General features: G+C 41.6%; 29 protein-coding genes. All 29 read left to right on the plus strand.

The genetic code is table 11. The annotated features are described in order from the left end of the window. Positions 1 to 36 precede the first annotated feature (36 nt). The 29 genes from ACZ449_RS07650 (at position 37) to spoIVB (ending at position 23,938) form a co-directional block, all read left to right on the plus strand. Positions 37 to 1,707, plus strand: a complete 1,671-nt coding sequence (locus ACZ449_RS07650; protein WP_464260429.1) for a peptidoglycan D,D-transpeptidase FtsI family protein — start codon at positions 37 to 39, stop codon at positions 1,705 to 1,707. 148 nt (positions 1,708 to 1,855) lie between these two features. Then, a complete protein-coding gene (gene aroQ, locus ACZ449_RS07655) occupies positions 1,856 to 2,314 on the plus strand; it encodes a type II 3-dehydroquinate dehydratase (RefSeq protein ID WP_464260430.1) in 459 nt (152 codons plus the stop codon). After that, positions 2,311 to 3,378 (plus strand): M24 family metallopeptidase, encoded by a 1,068-nt coding sequence (locus ACZ449_RS07660; RefSeq protein WP_464260431.1) that lies wholly within the window; start codon positions 2,311 to 2,313, stop codon positions 3,376 to 3,378. Before aroQ ends, ACZ449_RS07660 begins: the two co-directional genes overlap by 4 nt. A 28-nt stretch (positions 3,379 to 3,406) precedes the next feature. After that, positions 3,407 to 3,964: an elongation factor P gene (gene efp, locus ACZ449_RS07665; protein ID WP_464260432.1), complete on the plus strand. Its 558-nt coding sequence runs from the start codon at positions 3,407 to 3,409 to the stop codon at positions 3,962 to 3,964. Positions 3,965 to 4,203: 239 nt separating this feature from the next. Next, positions 4,204 to 4,680: a CD1247 N-terminal domain-containing protein gene (locus tag ACZ449_RS07670; protein WP_464260433.1), complete on the plus strand. Its 477-nt coding sequence runs from the start codon at positions 4,204 to 4,206 to the stop codon at positions 4,678 to 4,680. Between the two features lie 165 nt (positions 4,681 to 4,845). Then, positions 4,846 to 5,850, plus strand: coding sequence for a stage III sporulation protein AA (gene spoIIIAA, locus ACZ449_RS07675; RefSeq protein ID WP_464260434.1), 1,005 nt, complete (start codon positions 4,846 to 4,848; stop codon positions 5,848 to 5,850). Continuing rightward, the gene (gene spoIIIAB, locus ACZ449_RS07680) at positions 5,841 to 6,359 is read left to right on the plus strand and encodes a stage III sporulation protein SpoIIIAB (protein WP_464260435.1); all 519 of its coding nucleotides are present in this window, start codon (positions 5,841 to 5,843) and stop codon (positions 6,357 to 6,359) included. The genes spoIIIAA and spoIIIAB overlap by 10 nt, the downstream gene beginning before the upstream one ends. Before the next feature lie 111 nt (positions 6,360 to 6,470). Further along, positions 6,471 to 6,668 carry a stage III sporulation protein AC gene (spoIIIAC, locus tag ACZ449_RS07685; protein WP_464260436.1) on the plus strand — a complete coding sequence of 66 codons (198 nt, stop codon included), beginning with the start codon at positions 6,471 to 6,473 and terminating at the stop codon, positions 6,666 to 6,668. 14 nt (positions 6,669 to 6,682) lie between these two features. Beyond that, positions 6,683 to 7,069 (plus strand): stage III sporulation protein AD, encoded by a 387-nt coding sequence (gene spoIIIAD / locus ACZ449_RS07690; protein ID WP_464260437.1) that lies wholly within the window; start codon positions 6,683 to 6,685, stop codon positions 7,067 to 7,069. 12 nt (positions 7,070 to 7,081) lie between these two features. Further along, positions 7,082 to 8,242: a stage III sporulation protein AE gene (gene spoIIIAE / locus ACZ449_RS07695; protein ID WP_464260438.1), complete on the plus strand. Its 1,161-nt coding sequence runs from the start codon at positions 7,082 to 7,084 to the stop codon at positions 8,240 to 8,242. A gap of 18 nt (positions 8,243 to 8,260) precedes the next feature. Then, complete coding sequence (gene spoIIIAF, locus ACZ449_RS07700; RefSeq protein ID WP_464260439.1) at positions 8,261 to 8,881, plus strand: stage III sporulation protein AF; 621 nt, start codon at positions 8,261 to 8,263, stop codon at positions 8,879 to 8,881. A gap of 14 nt (positions 8,882 to 8,895) precedes the next feature. After that, positions 8,896 to 9,504, plus strand: a complete 609-nt coding sequence (locus tag ACZ449_RS07705) for a hypothetical protein (protein ID WP_464260440.1) — start codon at positions 8,896 to 8,898, stop codon at positions 9,502 to 9,504. Positions 9,505 to 9,515: 11 nt separating this feature from the next. After that, the gene (locus ACZ449_RS07710) at positions 9,516 to 10,058 is read left to right on the plus strand and encodes a SpoIIIAH-like family protein (RefSeq protein WP_464260441.1); all 543 of its coding nucleotides are present in this window, start codon (positions 9,516 to 9,518) and stop codon (positions 10,056 to 10,058) included. Between the two features lie 104 nt (positions 10,059 to 10,162). Further along, positions 10,163 to 10,564 carry an Asp23/Gls24 family envelope stress response protein gene (locus ACZ449_RS07715; RefSeq protein WP_464260442.1) on the plus strand — a complete coding sequence of 134 codons (402 nt, stop codon included), beginning with the start codon at positions 10,163 to 10,165 and terminating at the stop codon, positions 10,562 to 10,564. 31 nt (positions 10,565 to 10,595) lie between these two features. Continuing rightward, positions 10,596 to 11,135 (plus strand): alkaline shock response membrane anchor protein AmaP, encoded by a 540-nt coding sequence (gene amaP / locus ACZ449_RS07720; protein ID WP_464260443.1) that lies wholly within the window; start codon positions 10,596 to 10,598, stop codon positions 11,133 to 11,135. Between the two features lie 2 nt (positions 11,136 to 11,137). Further along, positions 11,138 to 11,374 (plus strand): DUF2273 domain-containing protein, encoded by a 237-nt coding sequence (locus ACZ449_RS07725; RefSeq protein WP_464260444.1) that lies wholly within the window; start codon positions 11,138 to 11,140, stop codon positions 11,372 to 11,374. A gap of 22 nt (positions 11,375 to 11,396) precedes the next feature. Next, positions 11,397 to 11,810, plus strand: coding sequence for a transcription antitermination factor NusB (nusB, locus tag ACZ449_RS07730; protein ID WP_464260445.1), 414 nt, complete (start codon positions 11,397 to 11,399; stop codon positions 11,808 to 11,810). Next, entirely contained in the window at positions 11,807 to 12,775 is a 969-nt protein-coding gene (locus tag ACZ449_RS07735; RefSeq protein WP_464260446.1) for a Kae1-like domain-containing protein, read from the plus strand. The genes nusB and ACZ449_RS07735 overlap by 4 nt, the downstream gene beginning before the upstream one ends. Positions 12,776 to 13,109: 334 nt before the next feature. Further along, positions 13,110 to 14,321, plus strand: coding sequence for an exodeoxyribonuclease VII large subunit (xseA, locus tag ACZ449_RS07740; RefSeq protein ID WP_464260447.1), 1,212 nt, complete (start codon positions 13,110 to 13,112; stop codon positions 14,319 to 14,321). Continuing rightward, positions 14,314 to 14,571: an exodeoxyribonuclease VII small subunit gene (gene xseB, locus ACZ449_RS07745; RefSeq protein WP_464260448.1), complete on the plus strand. Its 258-nt coding sequence runs from the start codon at positions 14,314 to 14,316 to the stop codon at positions 14,569 to 14,571. The genes xseA and xseB overlap by 8 nt, the downstream gene beginning before the upstream one ends. Positions 14,572 to 14,573: 2 nt before the next feature. Then, positions 14,574 to 15,461 (plus strand): polyprenyl synthetase family protein, encoded by an 888-nt coding sequence (locus ACZ449_RS07750; RefSeq protein ID WP_464260449.1) that lies wholly within the window; start codon positions 14,574 to 14,576, stop codon positions 15,459 to 15,461. A 10-nt stretch (positions 15,462 to 15,471) separates the two neighbouring features. Then, entirely contained in the window at positions 15,472 to 15,930 is a 459-nt protein-coding gene (locus ACZ449_RS07755; protein WP_464260450.1) for a divergent PAP2 family protein, read from the plus strand. A 111-nt stretch (positions 15,931 to 16,041) separates the two neighbouring features. Further along, the gene (gene dxs / locus ACZ449_RS07760) at positions 16,042 to 17,934 is read left to right on the plus strand and encodes a 1-deoxy-D-xylulose-5-phosphate synthase (RefSeq protein WP_464260451.1); all 1,893 of its coding nucleotides are present in this window, start codon (positions 16,042 to 16,044) and stop codon (positions 17,932 to 17,934) included. Then, positions 17,931 to 18,749, plus strand: a complete 819-nt coding sequence (locus ACZ449_RS07765) for a TlyA family RNA methyltransferase (RefSeq protein ID WP_464260452.1) — start codon at positions 17,931 to 17,933, stop codon at positions 18,747 to 18,749. Before dxs ends, ACZ449_RS07765 begins: the two co-directional genes overlap by 4 nt. Positions 18,750 to 18,764: 15 nt before the next feature. Further along, positions 18,765 to 19,634: an NAD(+)/NADH kinase gene (locus ACZ449_RS07770; RefSeq protein ID WP_464260453.1), complete on the plus strand. Its 870-nt coding sequence runs from the start codon at positions 18,765 to 18,767 to the stop codon at positions 19,632 to 19,634. Then, positions 19,621 to 20,220, plus strand: coding sequence for a tRNA 5-(aminomethyl)-2-thiouridylate-methyltransferase MnmM (gene mnmM, locus ACZ449_RS07775; protein WP_464260454.1), 600 nt, complete (start codon positions 19,621 to 19,623; stop codon positions 20,218 to 20,220). The genes ACZ449_RS07770 and mnmM overlap by 14 nt, the downstream gene beginning before the upstream one ends. Continuing rightward, entirely contained in the window at positions 20,192 to 20,653 is a 462-nt protein-coding gene (gene argR / locus ACZ449_RS07780; protein WP_464260455.1) for an arginine repressor, read from the plus strand. The genes mnmM and argR overlap by 29 nt, the downstream gene beginning before the upstream one ends. Before the next feature lie 21 nt (positions 20,654 to 20,674). Next, entirely contained in the window at positions 20,675 to 22,390 is a 1,716-nt protein-coding gene (gene recN / locus ACZ449_RS07785; protein WP_464260456.1) for a DNA repair protein RecN, read from the plus strand. Positions 22,391 to 22,582: 192 nt separating this feature from the next. Continuing rightward, positions 22,583 to 23,938 carry a SpoIVB peptidase gene (gene spoIVB, locus ACZ449_RS07790; protein ID WP_464260457.1) on the plus strand — a complete coding sequence of 452 codons (1,356 nt, stop codon included), beginning with the start codon at positions 22,583 to 22,585 and terminating at the stop codon, positions 23,936 to 23,938. Positions 23,939 to 24,059 lie beyond the last annotated feature (121 nt).

Below are 24,059 nucleotides of genomic sequence, written 5' to 3' on the forward strand. Positions count from 1 at the left end.
ATACTATACCTATCTAACAACAATAGAAGGTGGCGTATGGCTTATTCCAGTACACGTATGGTTCGACTGGTTTTATTTTTTTTGGTCATGTCTAGTCTAATGGTAATGCGATTATTTTATCTTCAAGCCATCCAGGGACAGCAATTGGCATTGGAAGGACTCAATATTCGTGTTCAGGGATTGCCGGTAGAGGTTGCCAGGGGTGAGATATTAGACTGTAACCGTCAGCTATTAACCAATACTGCTCAACAATATAGTCTTATTGTTTTCCCAGGGCAAGTTGAACATACCCCTATGCAAATATTACGAAAAATTAATACTGTTGTAAGCGTACCCAGTGAACAATTTGAATATCTTGCTCAGGGAGGACATAACAGTGAATACCCCTTTCGACTAGCTAAAGACATCGGCAGTGATGCTGCCAAAAAAATTAATGATTTACAAATACCAGGCATTGTAGCAATCCCAGAAAAAACGCGGTATGGGCAGGGCATGCTTGCTTCGCACATACTTGGCTATATTAATTCAGCTGATAACAAGGGAGTAAGCGGGATTGAAGGCATGTATGACGAGCTACTACGCGGTAATCAGCCTGAATATGTAGCTGCCATTGTTGATGCAAGTCAGCAAATCATACCCGGCTTAGGTTATAAACGTATGAAACTAACAGCTAGTAATAGCGAAAATAATATTGTATTAACTATTGACAAACAGATTCAACAAAAGGTCGAAAAGACAATGGATCGCACGATTGTGAAAGGCGCCGTGGTAGTTATGCGTCCGAGTACAGGAGAAATACTTGCCATGGCTTCCCGTCCGGGATTTGATGCCAATAATCTTAGTCGTTATTTGGAGCAAAGCAGTGCCCCTTTGTTAAACCGCGCAATTTCAGCCTATCAGCCTGGTTCAGTATTTAAGTTAGTAGTAGCTGCTGCAGCGCTTGAAAATAAGACAGTAGGCATGAATGATGTATTTTTTGACTCCGGCTATATTGATGTCAACAATGTTCGTTTTCAAGGTTGGGATTATGACCAAGGTCCAAAAGGGCGCCTTACTATCACAGAAGCCATGGCTCACTCCAGTAATCCGGTGTTTATCGAGGTGGCTTTGAAATTAGGAGCCGAAAAACTCATCAATATGGCTGCGAAGTTTGGATATGGTTCCAGAACAAATCTTGGATTTTTAGGTGAGAGTGATGGTAACTTACCAGATAGTAGTCAATTGTATCCCGGTGATCTGGCTAATTTAGCTATCGGGCAGGGTTTTTGTGAAGCTACGCCGGTGCAGGTAGCTCAAACAGTAGCCACAATCGTAAACGATGGCATCAAGGTCGATCCCTATATTGTTAGTCTCCTTACAACGCAAGATGGCACTATTGTAAAGACGTTTCAAGCACGGCCCGGTATTCGGGTAATATCTAGTCAAACAGCTAAAAAATTACGAAACATGATGATGGCTGTTACACAATATGGCACAGGTCAAGCTGCATATGTGGAAGTCTTTGGTTCAGCTGGTAAGACTGGTTCGGCTGAAACAGGACGTACAACTACTACCGGGAAGGGTATAAATCATGCTTGGTTTGCCGGGTTTACGCCGCTTGAACGCCCGAAGTATGTCATTGTAATTTTTGTGGAGGAAGGCATGTCAGGTAGTAATGTTGCCGCCCCCATTTTTCGTGAAATAGCAACCGAGATTCTTAAAAACTAGTTGTACCAACGTCTTTATGAGGAAATAGTTTTTCTGTAGTCAAAATACAAAATATATGCTAAAATGTTAAAGTTAGTACACAAAGGATATAAATTGCTACTACCAACATGTGCTCTATTTATTAAGTAGCAGACCTGGAGATGATGGAATGAAAGCTGTCAAAGAGCGAGTTTTGGTTCTTCATGGACCTAACCTAAATTTACTTGGCAAGCGTGAGCCGGAAATATATGGTGCGACTACGCTTGAGAACATTAATGATATGTTAAATGCACGAGCAGCAGCTTTGGGCTTAGAAGTAGTCATTATCCAGACAAACTATGAAGGTAAGCTGGTTGATGCCATCCAGCAAGCACAGGATAACTATGCGTGTATTATCATTAATCCAGCTGCTTTTACCCATTACAGTATTGCGGTACGCGATGCGCTGTCAGCCGTCAGAGTGCCGGCAATTGAGGTACATTTATCCAATATTTATCGGCGAGAAGAATTTCGTCACCATTCCGTAATTGCACCGATAGCCATTGGTCAAATAGCAGGCTTTGGGGCAAATAGTTATATATTGGCATTAGAGGCAGCCTCTTATTTGATAAGGAGTACAAATCTATGATACAGCAGCGGTTAGCTAGTTTGCGCAAGCTTATGGCCACACATAGCCTTGATGCTGTTGTCGTTACTAAACCGGAGAATCGGAGATATTTTAGTGGTTTTACTGGTTCATCAGGGTTGCTTTTAATTGGTGAACAAATTCAAACACTATTTACCGATTTTAGATATATTGAGCAAGCTACCAAGCAATCACCCGAGTATCAAATTGTTCGTCACGGAACGTCTATGTTTGATATACTGGCAGATACAGTTAAAAAACTGGAAGCTGTCCGCATCGGTTTTGAAAGTGACTTCATAACTTGGGACACATATCATAAGTTGGCTACATGTTTAAGTATGGTAGAATTGCGACCAGTCAATCTGGATGCGCTGCGAGTGATCAAAGATCAGGCTGAGCTTTCATTATTACACCAGGCTGTCGAGATTGCCGATGTAGCATTTAACCATGTAGTAACGATAATTAGACCAGGAATAACTGAGCTGGAGATTGCGCTGGAACTTGAGTACCAAATGCGTAAGCTTGGCTCAGAAAAACCAGCTTTTGATACTATCGTAGCCTCCGGTTATCGCGGGGCTTTACCGCATGGTCAAGCTTCTGCTAAAATCATTGAAGTTGGGGATTTTATAACAATGGATTTCGGCGCTGTTTATCAGGGCTATCATTCTGACATGACGCGAACAGTTGTGGCAGGAAAAGCTACCAGTAAACAGCATGAAATATATAATATTGTGCAAGCTGCTCAGTTGGCAGGGATTAAGGCTGTAGCGGCTGGTAAGACAGGTAAAGAAATCGATCAGGTTGCGCGAAAAATAATCGCAGATGCTGGCTATGGTGAATACTTTGGTCATGCTCTCGGGCATGGGGTTGGCCTTGCTATCCATGAAGAGCCCCGATTATCAACGACAAACGATAGTGAACTGGCATCAGGGATGGTAGTATCTGTTGAACCGGGAATTTATCTTCCCGAATGGGGTGGCGTGCGTATCGAAGATTTGGTTGTGGTTTCTGCTGCTGGCTGCACAGTTCTTACTACCAGCAATAAGAACTTAATAGAATTAACTTAATTGACCGAACAATGGGGAGGATTTATTAATGATTTCAAGTAATGATTTCCGTACAGGGGTAACAGTTGAGATTGATGGCGATGTGTGGCAAGTAGTTGACTTCCAGCACGTAAAACCAGGTAAAGGCGCTGCTTTTGTTAGGGCCAAGCTGAAAAATGGTCGTACAGGAGCTGTCGTTGAACGTACTTTCAACGCTGGTGAAAAATTGCCTAAAGCGCATGTTGAACGCCGCGAAATGCAGTATCTCTATGAGAGTGATGGCATGTACAATTTGATGGATAATGAAAATTATGAACAGATTGAGCTGTCAGCTGAGCAAATGGGTGATGCAACCAAATTCTTAAAAGAAAATATGAATATTGCGGTAATGTTTTTCCAAGGAACTGTTATCGGTATTGATCTGCCGATGTCGGTTGAATTGACAGTTGCAGAAACCGATCCTGGTGTCAGGGGTGATACTGCTACTGGCGGTACTAAAACAGCAAAATTAGAGACTGGGCATGTTGTGCGTGTACCACTCTTTATCAATATTGGCGAAGTACTTCGAATTGACACTCGCACTGGTGATTATATCGAGCGGGCCTAATAAAGTGAGCCTTAGCTTCAGGTGGGATTTTTTAACCCCATCTGAAGTTTAGTCGAACCTATCCAGGGACTTAGTTGCTCTTAACTCCCGCTTGTCAAAGAGGGAGTCTTAGAGAAACTTAGTCATCGGATAAAACCCAAATGCAAGAAACCTCCAAGAGTTATGTTTTATTAAGCATTGGATATACTACAAATAGTGTCTAATGCTTAAAACAGAACATAGCTAAAGGGGGTTTTTTTGTGAGGAATCTCAAAGAAAAAGTGGCCTATTTACATGGATTAACACAAGGACTTAATGTCAGCGACCATTCATCTGAGGGGAAAATTTTAATCAATATTATTGATGTACTTGATTCTTTTGCTGATGAGGTTCAGAACGTCAATGTGGCACAGGTAGAGCTTGAGGATTATGTGGAATCAATTGACGAAGATTTAACAGATCTGGAAGAGCAAATTTATGAAGACTTTGATAGCGATGATGAGGATGATGACAACGACGGCTATGACGAGGACTTTGAGGATGATATGGTTGAAGTAGCTTGTCCGGATTGTCATGAACGAGTTACCTTTGAAGCTGATATTTTGAATGACAATGAAGATATTGAGGTAACTTGCCCTTACTGTGGCAGTATTGTCTATGATAACACCATGGATATTGTTGCCGATAACCTTCCAGCTGTCCAGCAATCTAACCATATTATGCATCCTGGTATATGATAGGATAATAGAGTGCTTAATTTAATTTGTTTTACAGACTTGGCGTTAATGCCAGGTCTTTCTTTTTGTCATAAATTATTTTGAGAACACATATCTATGTAAAGAAAAGGTATTATGCAGATCAAAGACAATTTCGCAGACAAATTAAATAAGGATGATAAGTGCATGACAAATACAGAAAATATTTTAACCCAACATATTTATCCGATTCTGCCGCTCCACCTATCCCAATTATTAAAGGCAATCCCGCCTAGATTGCAAGCGAAAGTTACCGAAATTCGCATTAGAGTAAATCAGCCGCTACTATTGGTATTAGGGAATCATGACATTATGATAGATGTCTCTGGACAGGCAAGCAGCCAAGCTCAGGCGTATCATTGTACCATTCAAGATTTGCTTAGAACCTTTCAACTAATATGTAAAAACTCGGTATATGCCTTTGAGCCAGAATTACGGCAAGGCTACCTAACTATTACCGGCGGACATCGAGTTGGATTGGCAGGACAGGCAACGGCTTTTAATGGAGCGGTTAAAACACTTACCCATATTAGTTCACTCAATATTCGTTTAGCTAGAGCTATACCCGGTTGCGCTGATCCTATTTTGCCCTTCATCATAGATGATGTTAGCCACAGAATATATAATACCCTACTTATTTCGCCACCACGTTGTGGCAAAACAACAATTTTGCGGGATCTAATTCGGCAGTTGAGCACTGGTAAAGCAACGTTAGGTATTGCGGGTGTACAAATTGGGCTAGTTGATGAACGCTCAGAAATTGCTGCCTGCGAAAATGGTATTCCCAGTATTGATCTAGGACCCCGGGTTGACGTGCTAGATGCCTGTCCTAAGGCTAGCGGATTATTGATGCTTATCCGCTCAATGGCACCAGAAGTAGTCGCAACCGACGAATTGGGACGGCTAGAAGATGTTGCTGCCGTACGGGAGGCTATTCATGCTGGCGTAAGTGTAATTGCCACTGTTCATAGCCGGACAATAAGCGAACTACGTGAACGTCCCCATGTTGGGGAATTAGTACAACAAAAAATGTTTGAGCGTTATGTTATTTTGAGTAACCGCTTAGGACCGGGAACAATTGAAGAAATATATGATTCCTGCCAGGAGAAGGTAGTATATGCTGGTACAAATGAGGTGAGAATATGTGGTTGAAAATTTTGGGAAGTTTATTGATTGTTGTCGCAGGAACATGTATTGGCTTTAATGTAGCTGCACGCTTTGCCGAGCGTCCACACCAAATCCGCCAAGTAATTAGTTGTTTATCGGCCCTAAAATCACAGATTAATTATGTAGCAGTACCGTTGCCAGAAGCATTGGCGCAATGCACTTGCGGGGTTGCTGGACCAGTAGCGGAGTTTTTTCACACGATGTCATCATTGTTGTTGACTAATGGTTGGTTAACGCCGCAAGCAGCCATGGAACAGGCCCTTGATGAATCAAAGCAACTTGTTTTAAATCAACCTGAACGAGAAATTCTTGCTGTGTTTAGCGCTAACCTTGGTAGTATGGACCGTGAGGAACAGCATAAGTCGCTGGAGTTAATTCATGAGCAATTATCCAGAATTCAATTTGAAGCAGAAAAGCTTTGTGAACAGAACGTCAAAATGTATAGATACTTGGGTATCTGTAGCAGCTTAGCAATAGTCATAATTTTAGTGTAGCTAAATATCTAGAAGTTTGCAGGCGCAGGTGGGTGGTGTATTGCCAACACACCACCCACCTGCAAAAAGTTTTTAACACGTTGTATATAGAGCAAAGGAGGGGACTTGGAAATGGGGCTAGACATTTTGTTTAAAATTGCCGGGGTAGGTATCTTAATTTCTGTGTTCCACACAGCGTTAAAACAAGCCGGAAAGGAAGATATGGCTCACTTATGCACACTTGCTGGTTTTGCATTGGTATTATTATGGGTTGTGCAATTATTGGGTCGACTGTTTAACACCGTACAGGATGTATTTAAGTTGTTCTAAGGGGTGTAAACACCATGGAAATCCTCCAAATTATCGGGTTAGGCTTTGTTGTTACCTTGTTGATTTTAATTATTAAACAACAGCGTCCCGAACTGGCTATACAGCTCGGGCTCACATTGTCAGCGATTATTTTTTTGATGGTACTAAGTAAACTTACTGTTGTGCTTGATTTATTTCGTGATTTAGCGGAAAAAGCCAATATCAGTCAGATGTACTTAAATACGATTCTCAAAATTATCGGTATTGCCTATGTAACTGAATTTGGCGCTCAAGTTTGTCGAGATGCTGGTGAAGGTGCAGTGGCTGGAAAAATAGAATTTGCTGGTAAAATTCTTGTAATGGTCCTAGCAGTACCAATCATTGCATTAGTGTTGGATACTATCGTAAGACTCATTCCTTAAGGTGGAAGGCATATGAGAAAAGTAATAATAGCACTACTGTTTATCTTATGTAGTAGTACTGTCTGGGCGGCGGCACCTGATATCAGTCCAGAATTGCCCATGGAGCTACTAGATGGATCATCGGTTAGCAGTATTAACCATTTTATTCAGGTAATTAATAAAGAACTGAATGAAGATATCCCGTTCTTAACTGGCTCAACAATTAAAGACATTGCCACCAAAGGTCTGGATTTTAATTGGCAAACCATTAGCACTAAGTTTCTTTCCTGTTTGTTTAAAGAATTGGCAACAAATGCTCATCTTATGGGTAAGTTATTATTTTTAGCGGTATTATGCGCACTTTTGCAAAATCTGCAGAATTCATTTGAGCAGTCATCAATCTCATTATTAGCATATAGTGTATGTTTTATCTTTTTATGTGTAATTTCTTTGAATGCTTTTTATAATGGTCTAACACTAGCTAGAGAAACGGTAGGCAATATGGTCGGATTTATGGAAGCATTGCTGCCGCTATTATTATCTTTGTTAGCTGGGGTTGGGGCATTAACGTCGGCGGCGCTCTTAACTCCACTGATGCTGCTGGTTATTAGTGTAACAAGTGTCATAGTGAAAGACGTTATTTTGCCATTATTATTCTTAACCGCTGTTTTAGAATGTGTTAATTATCTTTCAGGAAAATATGGGCTTAGCAATTTGACTGGTGTACTCAAACAGGCTGGCATGATGATTCTCGGATTCGTGTTGGTAGTATTTATTGGAATTATTAGTATTCAGGGTGTTGCCGGCAGTATCGCTGATGGACTGACTTTGCGAACAGCCAAGTATGCTACAGCCACATTTATACCGGTTGTTGGTAAAATGTTTGCTGATACCGTTGAACTGGTTATGGGAGCATCGCTATTGTTAAAAAATGCCGTAGGTGTCTTTGGGGTGGTAGCTATTGCTTTACTTTGTGCGCTACCACTTATAAAGCTTATTTCGCTGGTAATAGTTATGAAGATCGCAGGGGCGTTAATTCAGCCTATGGGCGATGAAAAAATGGCAAAGTGCCTTGATGCCATGGGAAACAATCTGCTATTAGTGTTTGGTGCAGTACTCACGGTGGCCTTAATGTTTTTTTTGGTAGTTACCATGATTATCGCTGCTGGTAGTGTTGCCATGATGCTTCGATAGGGGTTGGTAAAGGAACATATGATAGCTTACATTACCGTTTGGATAAAAGGCATTATCTTTGTGGTCTTATTCGCCTCTTTTCTTGAACTTTTGCTGCCTAACAATAGTATGCAACGATTTGTTAGGGTTATTATGGGTTTATTCATAATGCTGGCCATTTTAAATCCGATCATTGGTGTTATGGAGCGCCAACTAACCGTCGATCAAGTACCTGTACTGGCAGCACGCGTAGACAGCAGCTTAGCTAATGCCAATGTGTTAAATGCTGCTAACGAGGTTGCAGGCAAACGGGATCAGCTAGCCCGTGATTTATATGTAAGAGATTTATCCAAACAAATTAGGGCAACGGTTATGGCCATTAGTGGCGTTGCTGATGCTAAAGTGACAGTGAATATTGAAACTGATACACCTCAACCAAATAAAGAAATGGGTAAAATTAAAAATGTAGTGATATATATTGAACCAGGAATTACTGCTAACGAACGAAAAATTGCTAAAGTAACAGTTGGTATTACTATCCCTGAAACGGCCCAAGAATCAAAGCTGCTGTCTACAGTGGTGGTAGATAAAGTTACGCGGGTGGTAACAGAATTGTATCAGATTAAATCCAGCCAGGTTGAAGTTAGGCGGATGAATTAAGGAGGTTGCTGATTATGCAAGGAACATCCCTGAAAGAATGGCTAGTTGGAGTAAAAAAAATTATGCCCAGTCAATTGTTAAAAGCTGGGGTGGTTAACGCTAGGCTAGTATGGCTGGGACTACTTGGAATTATTCTGTTGGTAGTTGGTAGCTTCTATGAACCTTTTACTGCCACTAAATCAATTATTCCTGCCGAAACAGTCAAAAGCACTCCGGCAGTGAACCGTACTTATGAAGACGCTCTAGAGAGCAAGGTCGGCAACTTGTTAGCACAAATTAAAGGTGCAGGGGCGGTATCTGTAAGCATAACACTAGAAAGAAGCAGTAAGCAGGAGCATGCTAGAAACACCATCAAAGAAACAAAAACAATACAAGAAAAAGATAATACCGGCGGTATTCGTACTACAACCGAAACCAAAGAATCACAGCAGGTGTTGTTAAGCAAAGAAAATGGGGCTGATAGACCAGTAATGGTGCAAGAGTATAAGCCAATTATTAAAGGAGTACTGGTAGTGGCTGAGGGTGCCCATGACTCAACTGTTAAAGCCAGTCTAACTAGAGCCATTGAAGCAGGACTCGGAATTCCCTCCTATAAAATAACTGTTTTACCCCAAAGAAAGTGAGGTAACAAGTGATGAAAATAATATCCGTTTTTTCTATAAATAAACTAGGGAAACTTGCCTCATTGCTAGTCGCAGTAGGGTTACTTTTACTGATAATTAGCGGTGTATGGAACTATTACCAGGATATGATCCAAGTTAGGGCAAATCGTTCTAATGCGATGCAGGTTACAAAACCGATATTTACTGAACAAGTTGTTCCGGTTATGGCGCCTGATTTTTTTACTGAATATCGTCTAGAACGAGATAAAATACGCAGTGAACGGTCCGACCTTTTGCGGGAAATCATCCAGAACGCTCCCACCCAAGATACTAAACAACAAGCGCAAGAAACAATTCTCAAAATGACTTTAGAAAAACAGCGAGAAGTGGAAATGGAAAACTTAATTAAAGCAAAAGGATTTGCCGATGCGCTGGTCTTTGTTCGTGACAATTCAGTAAGTGCAGTCGTAAAGACAACAGCCCTTACCCGAGAAGAGGTTATTCAGGTGGCTGAAGTAATCAGTCGGATTTCCGGGATTAAGCCAGGTGATATAACGGTTAGTGCAAAACCATAAAATGCATACGGCTATAGTATATTTTTCTGACCAAAATTGTAAAAGTGGAAAAAGCTTGGTATAATAATATAGTTATAAGGTAGCTGAGCGTTAGGGGGGTTGGAGTGGAAAAGAGAGAACACATAGAAAAGACTGAGCATAATGATGTTGGTTCGATTCGGATAGCTGATGAAGTAGTGGGTATAATTGCTGGACTTGCAGCAACTGAGGTGGCCGGTGTTGCTGGCATGAGCGCTGGCTTAGTTGGCGGTATTGCTGAGATGCTGGGCAAGAAAAACCTTTCAAAAGGGGTTAAGGTTGAGGTCGGTGAAAGGGAAGCAGCTGTCGATCTATATATCATTGTTGAATATGGTGTCCGTATACCAGATGTAGCCTTACGAGTCCAGGAAAATGTTAAACGTGGCATTGAGTCTATGACTGGTCTTGATGTTGTTGAGGTTAATATTCATGTTCAAGGCGTAGGTTTTGCCATCGAAGGTAAAGAAGAAGATATTAGGGTAAGATAATAATTGGGAAAGGCCAAAGAAAGGAGACGCTATGAGGATCATTGACCGCATCATTTTGTCTATTTACACATTTTTATTGGCGTTCTTGTCAATCGCCGTTATTCTCCTGTCTTTACGCCTTATTCCTTTGGAATTGGCTGGGACAAGTCTTGCTTACGTGTATGGTCAATGGGAAGCTTCGCTGGTTGGAGCCGTTTTTTTTCTGGTAAGTATCAGACTGCTTTTGGCCGGACTTCGTTCTCGCAAAGTGAAGGATACCATTGTTCACCATAATGATATGGGAGATGTGCATATTTCTCTTACTGCTGTGGAAAATTTGGTAGAGAAGGTGGCAAGACATATTCGTGGTGTTCGTGGCATTAAGGTCAAAGTTTCACTAGTTGGGGCGGGAATAACTGTGAGGTTGACCGCAGTAGTCAGTCCGGAAAGTCATGTTCCAACAGTTGCCGGTGATATTCAAAGTCGTGTTCATGAATACATAAAGAATACGGTTGGTATTGAATTAGCCGATGTGCAAGTTACGGTAGAAAACATTAGCAATGACTTTAAAACTAAGCAACGTGTTGAATAGGGGTGACAGCATTGAATTCCAAACTCTTGGAGGAAATCTGGCAACAACATAGTGGTAAACTTCTAGGGGGAGTATTCGGCTTTGTCTTTGGTATTCTCGTCCTTACTTTTGGTTTTTTCAGCACACTATTTATTGCACTCTGCGTTACTGCTGGTTATATTGTTGGTAAACGCATTGATCAAAAAGAAGATATTATGGAAATACTGGACAAGCTGCTGCCGCCAGGTTATAATCGGTAGCTGCTTTGGAAAGAGGGAAATTATGAGTCGTAGAAAGGCCCGTGAGATGGCTGTCCAAGCATTATTTCAATTAGATTTTAACTCAGGTGCTACCAGTGAAGAGGCACTTAATTCAGTACTGAGTGAGCGGGAAGATACGAATGAGAGTACTCGACTGTATGCCCAATCATTAGTAGAAGGTACTAAGCAAAACCTTGCAGCAATTGACGAATATATATCTGAACTGTCACGGGAATGGAAAATTGACCGGATGGCTGGTGTTGACCGCAATATTGCCAGAATGGCTATTTATGAAATGAGATACAGCCAGGAACGTATGCAGCCCGGTGTTGCTATTAATGAAGCAGTTGAACTTGCTAAAACTTTTGGCACCGAGGATTCAAGCCGCTTTATTAACGGAATTTTAGGGTCAATCGTAAAAAACAAAGAATTATGATGAAGGTTTCATTAGGGATAGATACCAGCTGTTATACTACTTCGGTGGCTATACTTGATGAGCATGCTCAACTAGTTGCCGATTGCCGCCGAATTTTAACAGTAAAAGCAGGTAAGCGCGGTCTGCAGCAATCAGAGATGGTATTTCAACACATGCGCAACCTGCCTGAGTTATTTACCCAGGCATGCCAGCAGCTTGATAAGCCCCTATGCTTTAATGCTATAGGGGTATCAGCTTTTCCGAGGCCTTTGCCTGATTCCTATATGCCAGCTTTTTTGGTAGGCGAAGGCTATGCTAAGGTGCTCGCGCTTAGCCAGGATATCCCGCTTTATCGTATAAGCCATCAGGAAAATCACATATTAGCCGGAATTTGGTCTGCTGGTGGCCCTACCGCTTCCAGTTTTTTAGCTGTGCATTTATCTGGTGGTACAACTGAGATTGTCCGAGCAACTAAAAAAGATACAACCACACCTGATATAAAGCGTCTGTCTATTGATATTCTGGGCGGTACAAAAGACATTCATGCCGGACAATTAGTGGATCGCATCGGCGTTCTTTTAGGTCTAAACTTTCCGGCAGGAGTTCATCTGGAAGCGTTGGCGCTGCAGGCATGTGAACCGGCGCTTCACGTGCCTGTAACAGTGCGTGACGCATCTGTAAGTTTTGCCGGCCCGGAGACCCATATTCGCAAGCTAGTGGCACAAGGTATTGCGCCAGCCACAATTGCCGCTGGCGTTGAGTTATGTATTGCCAAAGCTGTGACTGCTATGATAAAACAGGCGATTGCCAGCACTGGTCTTACTAATGTATTACTGGTTGGTGGCGTAACTGCGAATCAATTTCTCAGAAACTACCTTTTCAAGCAGCTTGAAGATATTGGGCTTGCAAAATTATACTTTCCTAAACCTAGTTATAGTCCTGACAATGCAACAGGTGCTGCTTATTTTGCAGCTACCAGCCAATAATTTTCTTATGCCTCACCAGTGTCGCCTTTTTTGCATAGAATACAAAAAGGTTATATGCCTGGAGGTGACACCATGGTACCTTATATTTTGGCAGGTGCAGTAATTGGTTCAATTGTTGGACATCTAATTCCCCCGGGGTATCTTTTCTGGTTCGTGGTGGGAAGTGTAGGCGGATACGTAGCGCAACGCTTTTTTGGTGCCCGCTTTTAATTATAAGCAAAACCTCAAGCCGGGCAGAAGGCTTCAAAAATTCTTTAGCCAGACTTATGTCTGGTTTTTTTTGCATTTTTAGGTTATTATTATTAACAGTGTATTTGAAATATGGAGTATTGTTATGAATAACATCTATACCGTTAGTGAGTTAACTAAATATATCAAAAATGTATTTGACCGAGATGCCAACCTAATTTCAATTTTTGTAAAAGGGGAAATATCTAACTTCAAAAGTCATTATTCTGGTCACTGTTATTTTACTCTCAAAGATTCTGGTTCACAGATTAAAGGAGTCATGTTCAAAAGCCGGGCACAATTTTTAAAATTTGAGCCGCGTGATGGGATGAAGGTTGTAGCTTGCGGTCAGATTACCGTGTTTGAAAGAGACGGGCTGTACCAGCTTTATGCTGAGCAATTAATACCTGACGGTGTAGGCGAACTAAGTATTGCATTTAATCAGTTAAAAGAGAAGTTGGCGGCAGAAGGTCTGTTTGATGACTGCCGCAAAAAAAAGTTGTCGCTGTTACCTAAAGCAATAGGTATCGTTACTTCACCTACCGGCGCTGCTCTGCGTGATATTATTACCGTTGCCAAACGCCGTCACCCGGGTATACCACTCACCTTATATCCAGTTCAAGTTCAGGGAGTAGATGCGCCAGGTCAGATTGTACAGGCAATCCACGGATTTAACCGTTTAAAAAGTGTAGATGTAATTATTGTCGGTCGTGGTGGCGGTTCTATCGAGGAATTGTGGGCCTTTAATGATGAGAAAGTAGTACGGGCAATAGCAGCTTCTCACATCCCAATTGTATCGGCCGTTGGGCATCAGACCGATTATACTTTAGTAGATTTCGCCGCTGATTGCCGGGCGGCAACGCCCTCGCAGGCAGCAGAGATTGTCGTGCCCGATGTTTATGAGCTTAAACGGCATATTACTACACTTCAAACCATGCTAGAAAGCAATATGCGGTTATATATCAAGCAACGCCGCCAAGCTGTCGGCCAATTGCGAGCTAACAGAGTATTTAATCAGCCAGAAAAACTGTTTGCTGATAAAAGACAACTACTTGATTCTTATATGGAACGATTGGGACAGTCGGTACGAAAAATAATAGTAGCTAAACAGCATATCTTAAAAATTAATGCGGAAAAACTGACAGTATTAAACCCGTTGGCTGTCCTGTCTAGAGGCTACAGTCTTGTTCGTACTCTTGATGGGCAAGTTGTAAAAAATACTAGTCAGGTAGAACCCCAGCAGCCATTAGAAATTATTTTGCATCAAGGGCGCCTTACTGTTGTTGTTAGTAAGGAAAAGGAGGATATACATGGCTAATAAAACAAGCAGCAAGCAAAAAAATGTATGTTTTGAGGAGGCTCTTGGCAAATTAGAGGTAATTGTAAAACAATTAGAAACAGGTGAATTACCGCTGGAAGAAGCGTTAGATAAATTTGGTGAAGGTATTTCCCATGCTAAATTATGTTTTGAGCAACTGAACATTGCAGAAACACAAGTGGATAAAATTCTTCAGCAAGAACAAGGCCAGTTAGTCGAACAGCCACTTAACCTAGTGGAGGGTAAATAACTATGACAACAGTTACATTTGGACAGTACTGTCAGGAGAAAATGCGGTTGATTGAGACTGCGCTGTCGCAATATATTCCCAGTGATACCTATCCACCCATTATGTATGAAGCTATGCGTTACAGTCTGTTTGCTGGTGGAAAACGACTTCGGCCAATTATGCTTATGGCAGCTGCAGAGGCCGTTGGTGGCAACGGCAGTGATTATTTGCCTGTAGCTTGCGGCCTGGAAATGATTCATACCTATTCACTTATTCATGATGATCTACCGGCCATGGATAATGATGACTATCGGCGTGGAAAACTTACTAACCATAAGGTATATGGCGATGGGATGGCAGTTTTAGCTGGTGATGGTCTGTTGACAGCTGCCTTTAGCACAATGCTATCCCAGAGCAAGGTGGAACCGCTAGTATTGATTAACGTGGTAAAAGAAATAGCTGCCGCAGCCGGACCGGCCGGAATGGTTGGCGGTCAGGCGATTGATCTTATTTCTGAAGGGCAAATCATTGATGCCAAAACTTTGCAATATATCCACCAGGCAAAAACGGGAGCCTTATTCAAAGCGGCTTTGCGTTCAGGGGCTTCGTTAGCTGGCGGCAGCCAACAGCAAATTGATGCTTTGACTACATATGCTTGCCAATTTGGTTTAGCATTTCAAATTACCGATGATATTCTTGATGTGATTGGTACTCAGGAAAAAATCGGCAAGCCGATTGGCAGTGACGTAAAAAATCATAAAGTAACCTACGTAACACTACATACGCTTGATGGAGCTAAACAATTAGCGCAGCAAGCTGTGGACAAGGCATGCAACAGCCTGTTAGGCTTTGGACCTGAAGCTAACATACTGCGTGAACTTGTCGAACACCTAATAAATCGTGAAACCTGAGGTGTAATCTATGGCCGAGTTCCTGGTTGGAATAGGACAGAATATTATCTTAATGACAGCTTTGACCGCTTGGTTTACGGCACAAGTGTTAAAAACCATGACATCCTATTGGCGGCATGGCGCCTTTAACGCCGAACGGCTTGTTGGTGCTGGAGGTATGCCCAGCTCACATACAGCATTAGTAGTAAGCCTTGCTGTTAGTATCGCGCTTAGAGACGGAATTGAATCAGACTTGTTTGCGTTAGCTGTAATATTGGCGGGTATAGTTATGTATGATGCTGCAGGAGTACGCCGGGCGGCAGGCCGACAGGCTAAGGTCATAAACAAATTGGTGCGTGAGATGCGGGTTGAACATAAGGTCCGGGAGACCCGTCTTAAAGAACTTTTAGGCCATACACCGATCGAGGTACTGGGTGGTGCTATTCAAGGTACACTTGTGGCCTACGCATTTTATGTATTTTATAGATGAATGTTAATCTTTAGATATGCTATAATATGTGTGTTAAATAGACATTTCTAAGAAATGTCATGCATGAATAGTAACTTACCTGACCCCAGTCAGAGAAAGCGGGGAACTAGTTTGAGTAGATTGCTTGACAGTATTGATGGACCACAGGATATTAAACATTTTTCCTTATCCCAATTGGAAAAGCTCGCTGAGGAAATCCGCGAGCTTCTTATACATACAGTAGCTGCTACTGGCGGCCATCTGGCACCTAATTTAGGGGTTGTAGAACTGACGCTGGCCTTACATAAAATGTTTGATAGTCCCCAAGACAAATTTATTTGGGATGTTGGACATCAAGCCTATGTACATAAAATTTTGACAGGGCGCTGCACAAATTTTTCTACACTTCGTACTGTGAATGGCATCAGTGGTTTTCCTAGACGCTGCGAAAGTCCGCATGATGCTTTTGGTGCTGGACATTCAAGTACCTCAATATCTTCAGCCTTAGGAATAGCTTTAGCGCGGGATCTATCAGGTGAAAAATACAATGTTGTTGCTATAATCGGTGATGGTTCATTAACAGGCGGTGAAGCGTATGAAGCACTTAATCATGCTGGACATCTTGGTACCAATCTTACGGTAATCTTGAATGATAACGAGATGTCTATTGCCAAAAATGTAGGTGCTATTTCAGAATACCTAGCCAAAATGCGTACAGCACCAACCTATTCAAAAGTCAAACGAGATATTGATTTTTTGCTGCGTAGTATTCCAGCAATCGGTGAGAGTGTTGCCAAAGCGGTTGATCGCCTTAAAGGTAGCCTTAAATATCTTTTGGTTCCCGGAATATTATTTGAAGAGCTGGGTTTTACTTATTTTGGTCCCATTGACGGACATAATATCCCGTTAATTTTGGATGTACTTAATAAAACCAAGAGCATTAATGGGCCGATACTTATTCACACGTTGACTCACAAAGGCAAAGGCTATTTGCCTGCAGAAACTAATCCTGATAAGTTTCATGGGGTAGGCCCCTTTTGTGTGGAAACAGGTGAAATAATAAAACCAAGTGGAGCACCACCTTCCTATACGCAAGTCTTTGGTAATACGCTTGTCAAGCTGGCAGAACGGAATCCTAATATTGTAGCAATAACGGCTGCTATGCCTGATGGTACAGGTTTGAGAAACTTCGCCAACAAATTCCCTAAACGGTTTTTCGATGTTGGTATTGCGGAGCAACATGCTGTTACCATGGCCGCTGGCCTGGCTACCCAGGGGAAACGCCCAGTAATTTCTATATATTCAACCTTTATGCAACGTGCTTATGATCAGATTCTTCATGATGTATGCCTGCAAAACCTACCTGTAACTTTTATGCTGGACCGGGCTGGTATTGTTGGTGAAGATGGGGCAACCCATCATGGTGTGTTTGATTATTCTTTCTTACGGCATATTCCTAATATTGTAATTATGGCGCCTAAAGATGAGAATGAATTGCAAAATATGTTATATACGGCAACTGAACTTAATTCACCGGTAGCTATTCGCTATCCGCGCGGAAGCGGTGTTGGGGTAGAGTTACAGCCTGAATATACTAAACTCGAAATAGGCAAAGCAGAAAATTTGAGTTCCGGAAAAGATGTGGTTTTGCTGGCAGTTGGCGCAATGGTCAATCCTTGCCAAAAAGCGGCCGCATTTTTAGCTGATAAGGGAATTGTGGCAGGCGTAGTAAATAGTAGATTTGTCAAACCGCTGGATGGAGAATTGATTCGACAAATAGCTCGCAATACTGGTATTATTGTTACGGTGGAAGATAATGTTATTACAGGAGGTTTTGGCTCAGCCGTACTAGAATATATTAACTCACAAAACCTTAATTGGGTAAAGGTATTACGACTCGGACTGCCAGACAAGTTTATTGAACATGGACCGCGGAGTTACTTATTGAATAAATATAGCTTGAATGACCAAGGTATTGCCGATAGTATTGAAATTTTTCTGCGGCAGTTTGGAGCACGAAAATGACAGGAGAACGTACGAAAGAACGGCTTGATATCTTAGTAGTGGAAAAAGGGTTAGCAGCTAGCCGGGAACGAGCCAAAGCCTATATTATGGCTGGCCTTGTTACTGTTAATGGACAAAAAATTGATAAAGCCGGTACCGTAGTTCCTACTAAAGCCAATATTGTTGTTCATGGTGACAATATTGGTTATGTTAGCAGGGGAGGCCTCAAGCTAGCTAAAGCCCTAGAATATTTTGGTCTTAACTTAACAGGTAAAGTTATGGCTGATATAGGTGCTTCAACAGGCGGCTTTACTGATTGTGCTTTAAAAAATGGTGCCCGTAAAGTATATGCAATTGATGTGGGTTATGGACAACTTGCTTGGTCGCTACGAACAGATGAGCGAGTAATCAATATGGAACGTACAAATATTCGTAATGTTCGCCCAGAAAATCTAGCTGAATTATTAGATTTTGTTTCCATTGATGTGGCTTTTATCTCCCTTACGAAAGTACTGCCTGTAGTAAAAACATTACTCAGCCCACAGGGGATAGTAGTGGCACTTATCAAACCACAATTTGAAGCAGGCCGAGATAAAGTGGGGAAAAAAGGAGTAGTCCGTGATCCGGCCATTCATCGTGAAGTTATTAACAATGTCATACATGATGCTAATTTGAAACTGCTTACACCTTTAGGGCTGACTTATTCGCCAGTAAAAGGCCCAGAAGGTAATATTGAATACCTACTATATATGGCTAATTATTCTGCCATAGAAATAGTGGATGAGTTATATGTTGCGACGGTCGTAGCAGAAGCTCATGCCAACTTAACGGGATGACGGAGGAACACTGGTGTGTTGACTGTAGGACTGTTTCCTAATACGAAAAAGCATAGTATTGGTACTGTACTTGGTTGGATTGTGCAGTATTTTAAAGAACAAAATGTAAAAGTGGTTTTGCCAGAAGATGCAGCACTAGAACTTAACTATAAAAACCTAGCCGGAAAGCTAGAAAACATGCGAAACGATGTTACATTTGGCATCACCTTGGGCGGTGATGGGACACTGCTTAATACGGCCAGGGAGATTGCTCCTTTTGGCATTCCTGTTTGTGGAATAAACATGGGAAATCTAGGTTTTTTGACAGAGATTGAGTTGCCTGATTTGAGCGCCGCCTTAGACCGGTTGGTTAAAGGCGATTACTATATCGAAGAACGGCTCATGTTGGATGCTGTTGTTATCCGTAATGGAAGTCCCATCTATATTTCGCCTGCACTTAATGATGTGGTTGTTGCCAAAGGCGGTTTTTCCCGCATGATAAAATTAAAATTATTTATTGATGAGGAGCTTACTGCGGAATATCCTGCAGATGGACTTATTATTGCTACGTCAACTGGCTCGACTGGCTATTCATTATCCTCAGGCGGACCGATTATCAACCCGAAATTAAAGGTAATTGTTATTACCCCCATTTGTCCGCATACGTTGCATTCTCGCGCATTGGTTATTTCCGAACGGGAGGAAATAAAAGTACGGATGCAGGCTACTCATGATGATATTGTGCTTACGGTAGATGGCCAGACAGTATATAATTTGTTGCCTGATGATATCGTTGTTGTGCGGCGTTCCCCCTTTAGAGCACGGTTTATTAAATTTATTGGTAAAAGCTATTATGAAACCCTGCGGACTAAACTACGACGAGGCGATCGGGATGGTAGTTGTTAATGCCGTTGAAATGGCTCACAAGTTGATAATTTCCCGGTTAACAGCGGCTAAGCTCGTGATTGATGCTACTGCCGGCAATGGTAAAGATACACTATTTTTGGCAAAGCATACTCCCCCGACTGCTACAGTTTTCGCTTTCGATATTCAACCGCAAGCGATTGCTAACACTGAGTTACTGTTAAACCAACATCATTTACTTCCGAAAGCTCAACTTATCTTAGATAGTCATGCTAATATCGCTAATTATGTTGATCAGCCAATTGATGTTGCTATGTTTAACCTTGGCTATTTACCAGGTGGGGATCACACGCTAAGTACTTGTTCGGAAATCACGAAACAAGCCATAAGCCAAACCCTGCAACTGCTAACTGTTGGTGGCTTACTGACTGTTGCTGCTTATCCCGGTTATGAGCATGGAAAGCAAGAATGTCATGCCGTGCACCAATATCTAGCAGGTCTAAGGCAGCAAATATTTACGGTTGCCAGCTGGGCCATGGTAAATCAGACAAATAGTCCGCCAGTTCTCTATATAATTGAAAAAAAAGGAGTGAATAGCCTTGAAAGCTCTACGTCACTCAAAGATTAAAGAAATTATTGATCGCTATATCATTGAAACCCAAGAAGAATTGGCAGATGCGCTAAGTAAACATGGTATTGACATTACTCAGGCTACTGTTTCTAGAGACATTAAAGAACTTATGCTCATTAAAGTTCCTACAGGCGATGGACGATATCGTTATGCTTTTCCACCAGAGCAAAATATTGTTTTCACCCAAGCCCGTTTAGAACGTACGTTTCGAGATTCTATCGTAACTATCGATTATAGCCAGAACATCGTCGTATTGCGTACATTGCCAGGTACTGCTCAGGCAGTCGCCTATACTATCGATTATGTGAAATGGCCGGAAATTATCGGCACAGTGGCTGGTGATGATACTATTTTTGTTTTGGTTAAACCGCTTGAAGCTGTTTTGCCAGTCATTGCAAAATTTCGTTCCCTCATGGGCAGTGGAATGTAGCGTTTTGAGGAGAGATAAGAGATGCTAAAATCGCTGACGGTCACCAATTTTGCACTTATTGATAAAGCCTATATCGAATTTGTGCCAGGCCTTAATATCTTGACTGGAGAAACAGGAGCTGGTAAATCGATTCTAATTGATGCCTTGTCTATCATTGTTGGCGGCAGAGCTTCCGCAGATTCCATTCGTTCCGGAGCGGACCACTTCCGTATCGAAGCCGTTTTTGATATAGCTAACCTTACTTCGATAAAAGACATTGTAGAAGAACAAGGCATTACCTTGGAAGAGGATGGTACGTTAATCCTTACCAGACGTTTAACCAAGCACAGCAAAAATTCTATTCATATCAATGGCTGTCAAACAACAGTAACCACTTTGCGAAAAATTGGCGAAAAGTTGGTTGATATGCATGGCCAGCATGAAAACCAGGCATTATTAAGACCTGAGGTACATCTGGCGCTTACTGATACGTTTGCACCGGAAATCAGCCCCAAACTTGAAGAATACCAGCACGCATATCGAAAATGGCATAAAACTAAGGCTGAACTAGCTTCTCTTACACAAGATTCGCGGGAACGACTGCAGCGCGAAGAGATGCTTTCCTGGCAAACACAGGAAATTGCCACAGCTAATTTGACAGTAGATGAAGAGGCAAAGCTTGAAAGTCAAATTACGATTCTGGCTAATGCCGAAAAAATCACTAATGCCGTATCGCGTTCTTATATGCTTTTAAGTCAAGGAAATAAGGGATTTAGCGGTGTCGTATCTTGTCTTGCTGATATTAAACGTGATCTTGAAATGGCAGTGCGTTATGATACGGCTATTAATGCACAATTAGCTGTCGTGACTGAGGCTTTATACCAGTTGGAAGAAACTATGGGTGAACTCAGGGATTATCGAGAGAATATTGATTTTAATCCAGCTAGATTAGCTAAACTGGAAGAACGGCTTGATGTAATCCACAAACTCAAAAAAAAGTATGGTGCTACAGTCGAAGACATCCTTGCTTATTACGAACAAGCTACTGCTGAACTGGCTACTATCACAAATTTTGATGAACGACTAAGCCAGCTTGAACAAGCAGAAGCTAGCCTTGCAAGTGAAGTAGCAAAATTAGCTGAGGTTCTTACCAGCCTGCGGCAGACAGCAGGTCAGGAAATGGCATGGCAAATATCAGCTCATTTGGCTGATTTAGGTATGCCTAAGGCCAAATTTTTAGTGGATGTTAACCAGAGTCAACACTACACAGCGAATGGTGCTAATGACGTTGTTTTTTTGTTTTCAGCAAACCTAGGCGAGGAACCTAAGTTATTACAAAAAATTGCATCAGGCGGTGAATTATCGCGGATAGCACTTGCTATCAAAACAGTATGCTCAGAGCGCGAGGAAACACCTACGATGGTATTTGATGAAGTTGATGCCGGCATTGGTGGACAAACAGCTCAAAAAATAGCAGAAAAAATTGCTGGAATTGCTATTGCTGATAAGCAAGTATTATGTATAACTCACCTGCCGCAAATTGCAGCAATGGCCGATTGCCATATTTATATTGCGAAAGTTATCGAAGAGGAACGAACAATGACCAGAGTTACTATCCTTACCCCAGACTCTCAACGAACCGAATTGGCTAGGATGGCTTCTGGTGAAATAACACAACTTTCAAGGGATAATGCAGCTCAAATGCTAGAAATGGCTACGATAAAAAAAGCAAATTGGAAAAATAAAGCGCAAGCGTGAGCTTGCGCTATTTTTATTGAAAAAAAGCTTGTTTTTCAGCTTCCAAGACAATAAATGCTAATATTTCCGGAATAATCCCCTCTGAATTAGGGAAACTCTAATTTTACAACAGATTAAAACTTAAAAAATCAAGAGGTGAAAGGCTCAGCAGAAATTTGGGGAAGAATGTAATAGGGAGTGATGGAAGAAAACATGACAAGATTTAATCGGTTATTCAACAGCAAGCTAATTTGGGCAATGTTGATTATCAGCGCAATCTTTGCATTTTGTGTTTCTCCCCAATTCCGAAATATTTACGGTCTTCCCCTGCATATCAGAATTATTGAAGGAGAGACAGCGCTATTTGATGTAAATTTTCCACTTACGGTTACTTTAAGACATGATAGCGAAAGTATTCATGTACAAACTCCGGAATTTTTACCAACTATGGCACTGTCGCGGTCGGTATCACTGCAACCAGTGAAGCTAGGACAATCCACCGTAGAGTTTAAACTATTTGGTATTATACCGTTTCGCAGTGTTCAAGTCGATGTATTACCACCTATCCGCTTAATTCCCGGCGGACACTCAATTGGGGTTGTTCTCCGGTCTCAGGGTGTCATCGTTGTTGGTAATTCGCCAGTATTAAATATGCAGGGACAATATACTACGCCGGCTAAGGATGCGGGCATAGTGGTAGGGGATGTAATCCTCAGCATTAATGGCATACCTGTGCAAAGTGATGCCCAGGTGGCCGAGGTAATTGATGAAAGTGGTAAAAATAACCATACTATTGATGTTTTGCTTAAACGCACCGAAGGACAACAACATGTCACGATAGCTCCCATTCTATGTACAGATACTAAACGCTATCGTATTGGCTTATTTGTGCGTGATAGTGCAGCGGGAGTTGGAACCTTGTCATTTTACGAACCAGACTCCAAACTGTATGGAGCCTTAGGTCACGTCATTACTGATAGTGACACCAATCAGCCTATCGACTGTGACCAAGGGAAAATCGTATTGGCAACAGTATCAGGTATTCAACATGGCAAAAGAGGACAGCCCGGTGAGAAAATTGGTATTTTTATTGAAGAAGATCAATTATTAGGCAACATCCGAAAAAATACTTCATTTGGTATTTATGGAGAATTGAATGGAAAGTTAGTAAATGAACAATATCCAGAATCAATTCCTGTAGCTTCTATGAGTCAGGTTCAAGTAGGGCCAGCGCAGATGTTAACAGTAGTGGATGGTCAAACCATTGATCAGTTTAGTATAGAAATTCAAAAGATAAATCTCCAGGAATTTCCTGAAAGCAAGGGATTGGTTATTAAGGTTACTGATCAACGACTCATAGAAAAGACAGGTGGAATTGTTCAAGGTATGAGTGGCAGTCCGATTATTCAAAATGGTAAACTTGTCGGTGTGGTAACTCATGTATTTGTCCATGATCCAACAAGCGGTTATGGCTGTTTTGTCGATTGGATGTTAATGGAAAGCGGTATAATTCCCAAAAAAGACCGTCAATCTGCCAGAAAACTATTTAGTTTTTCTGGCAGATTTTAAGTAAAGAATTAGTTGTTACTTGTCATAAACAATCTTCATAATATATAATTAAATATATATTATGAAAATAATCAATTAAATATGGTTTTTTTTTCCATACGAGGAAGGAATTGGCGTGCGT

The organism is Desulfosporomusa polytropa (assembly GCF_055380075.1).

Coding starts and splice junctions, on each gene's coding strand:
- ACZ449_RS07650 (WP_464260429.1), top strand. CDS start 37: ATGGCTTATTCCAGTACACGTATGGTTCGACTGGTTTTATTTTTTTTG.
- aroQ (WP_464260430.1), top strand. CDS start 1,856: ATGAAAGCTGTCAAAGAGCGAGTTTTGGTTCTTCATGGACCTAACCTA.
- ACZ449_RS07660 (WP_464260431.1), top strand. CDS start 2,311: ATGATACAGCAGCGGTTAGCTAGTTTGCGCAAGCTTATGGCCACACAT.
- efp (WP_464260432.1), top strand. CDS start 3,407: ATGATTTCAAGTAATGATTTCCGTACAGGGGTAACAGTTGAGATTGAT.
- spoIIIAA (WP_464260434.1), top strand. CDS start 4,846: ATGACAAATACAGAAAATATTTTAACCCAACATATTTATCCGATTCTG.
- spoIIIAB (WP_464260435.1), top strand. CDS start 5,841: ATGTGGTTGAAAATTTTGGGAAGTTTATTGATTGTTGTCGCAGGAACA.
- spoIIIAC (WP_464260436.1), top strand. CDS start 6,471: ATGGGGCTAGACATTTTGTTTAAAATTGCCGGGGTAGGTATCTTAATT.
- spoIIIAD (WP_464260437.1), top strand. CDS start 6,683: ATGGAAATCCTCCAAATTATCGGGTTAGGCTTTGTTGTTACCTTGTTG.
- spoIIIAE (WP_464260438.1), top strand. CDS start 7,082: ATGAGAAAAGTAATAATAGCACTACTGTTTATCTTATGTAGTAGTACT.
- spoIIIAF (WP_464260439.1), top strand. CDS start 8,261: ATGATAGCTTACATTACCGTTTGGATAAAAGGCATTATCTTTGTGGTC.
- ACZ449_RS07705 (WP_464260440.1), top strand. CDS start 8,896: ATGCAAGGAACATCCCTGAAAGAATGGCTAGTTGGAGTAAAAAAAATT.
- ACZ449_RS07710 (WP_464260441.1), top strand. CDS start 9,516: ATGAAAATAATATCCGTTTTTTCTATAAATAAACTAGGGAAACTTGCC.
- amaP (WP_464260443.1), top strand. CDS start 10,596: ATGAGGATCATTGACCGCATCATTTTGTCTATTTACACATTTTTATTG.
- nusB (WP_464260445.1), top strand. CDS start 11,397: ATGAGTCGTAGAAAGGCCCGTGAGATGGCTGTCCAAGCATTATTTCAA.
- ACZ449_RS07735 (WP_464260446.1), top strand. CDS start 11,807: ATGATGAAGGTTTCATTAGGGATAGATACCAGCTGTTATACTACTTCG.
- xseA (WP_464260447.1), top strand. CDS start 13,110: ATGAATAACATCTATACCGTTAGTGAGTTAACTAAATATATCAAAAAT.
- xseB (WP_464260448.1), top strand. CDS start 14,314: ATGGCTAATAAAACAAGCAGCAAGCAAAAAAATGTATGTTTTGAGGAG.
- ACZ449_RS07750 (WP_464260449.1), top strand. CDS start 14,574: ATGACAACAGTTACATTTGGACAGTACTGTCAGGAGAAAATGCGGTTG.
- ACZ449_RS07755 (WP_464260450.1), top strand. CDS start 15,472: ATGGCCGAGTTCCTGGTTGGAATAGGACAGAATATTATCTTAATGACA.
- ACZ449_RS07765 (WP_464260452.1), top strand. CDS start 17,931: ATGACAGGAGAACGTACGAAAGAACGGCTTGATATCTTAGTAGTGGAA.
- mnmM (WP_464260454.1), top strand. CDS start 19,621: ATGGTAGTTGTTAATGCCGTTGAAATGGCTCACAAGTTGATAATTTCC.
- recN (WP_464260456.1), top strand. CDS start 20,675: ATGCTAAAATCGCTGACGGTCACCAATTTTGCACTTATTGATAAAGCC.
- spoIVB (WP_464260457.1), top strand. CDS start 22,583: ATGACAAGATTTAATCGGTTATTCAACAGCAAGCTAATTTGGGCAATG.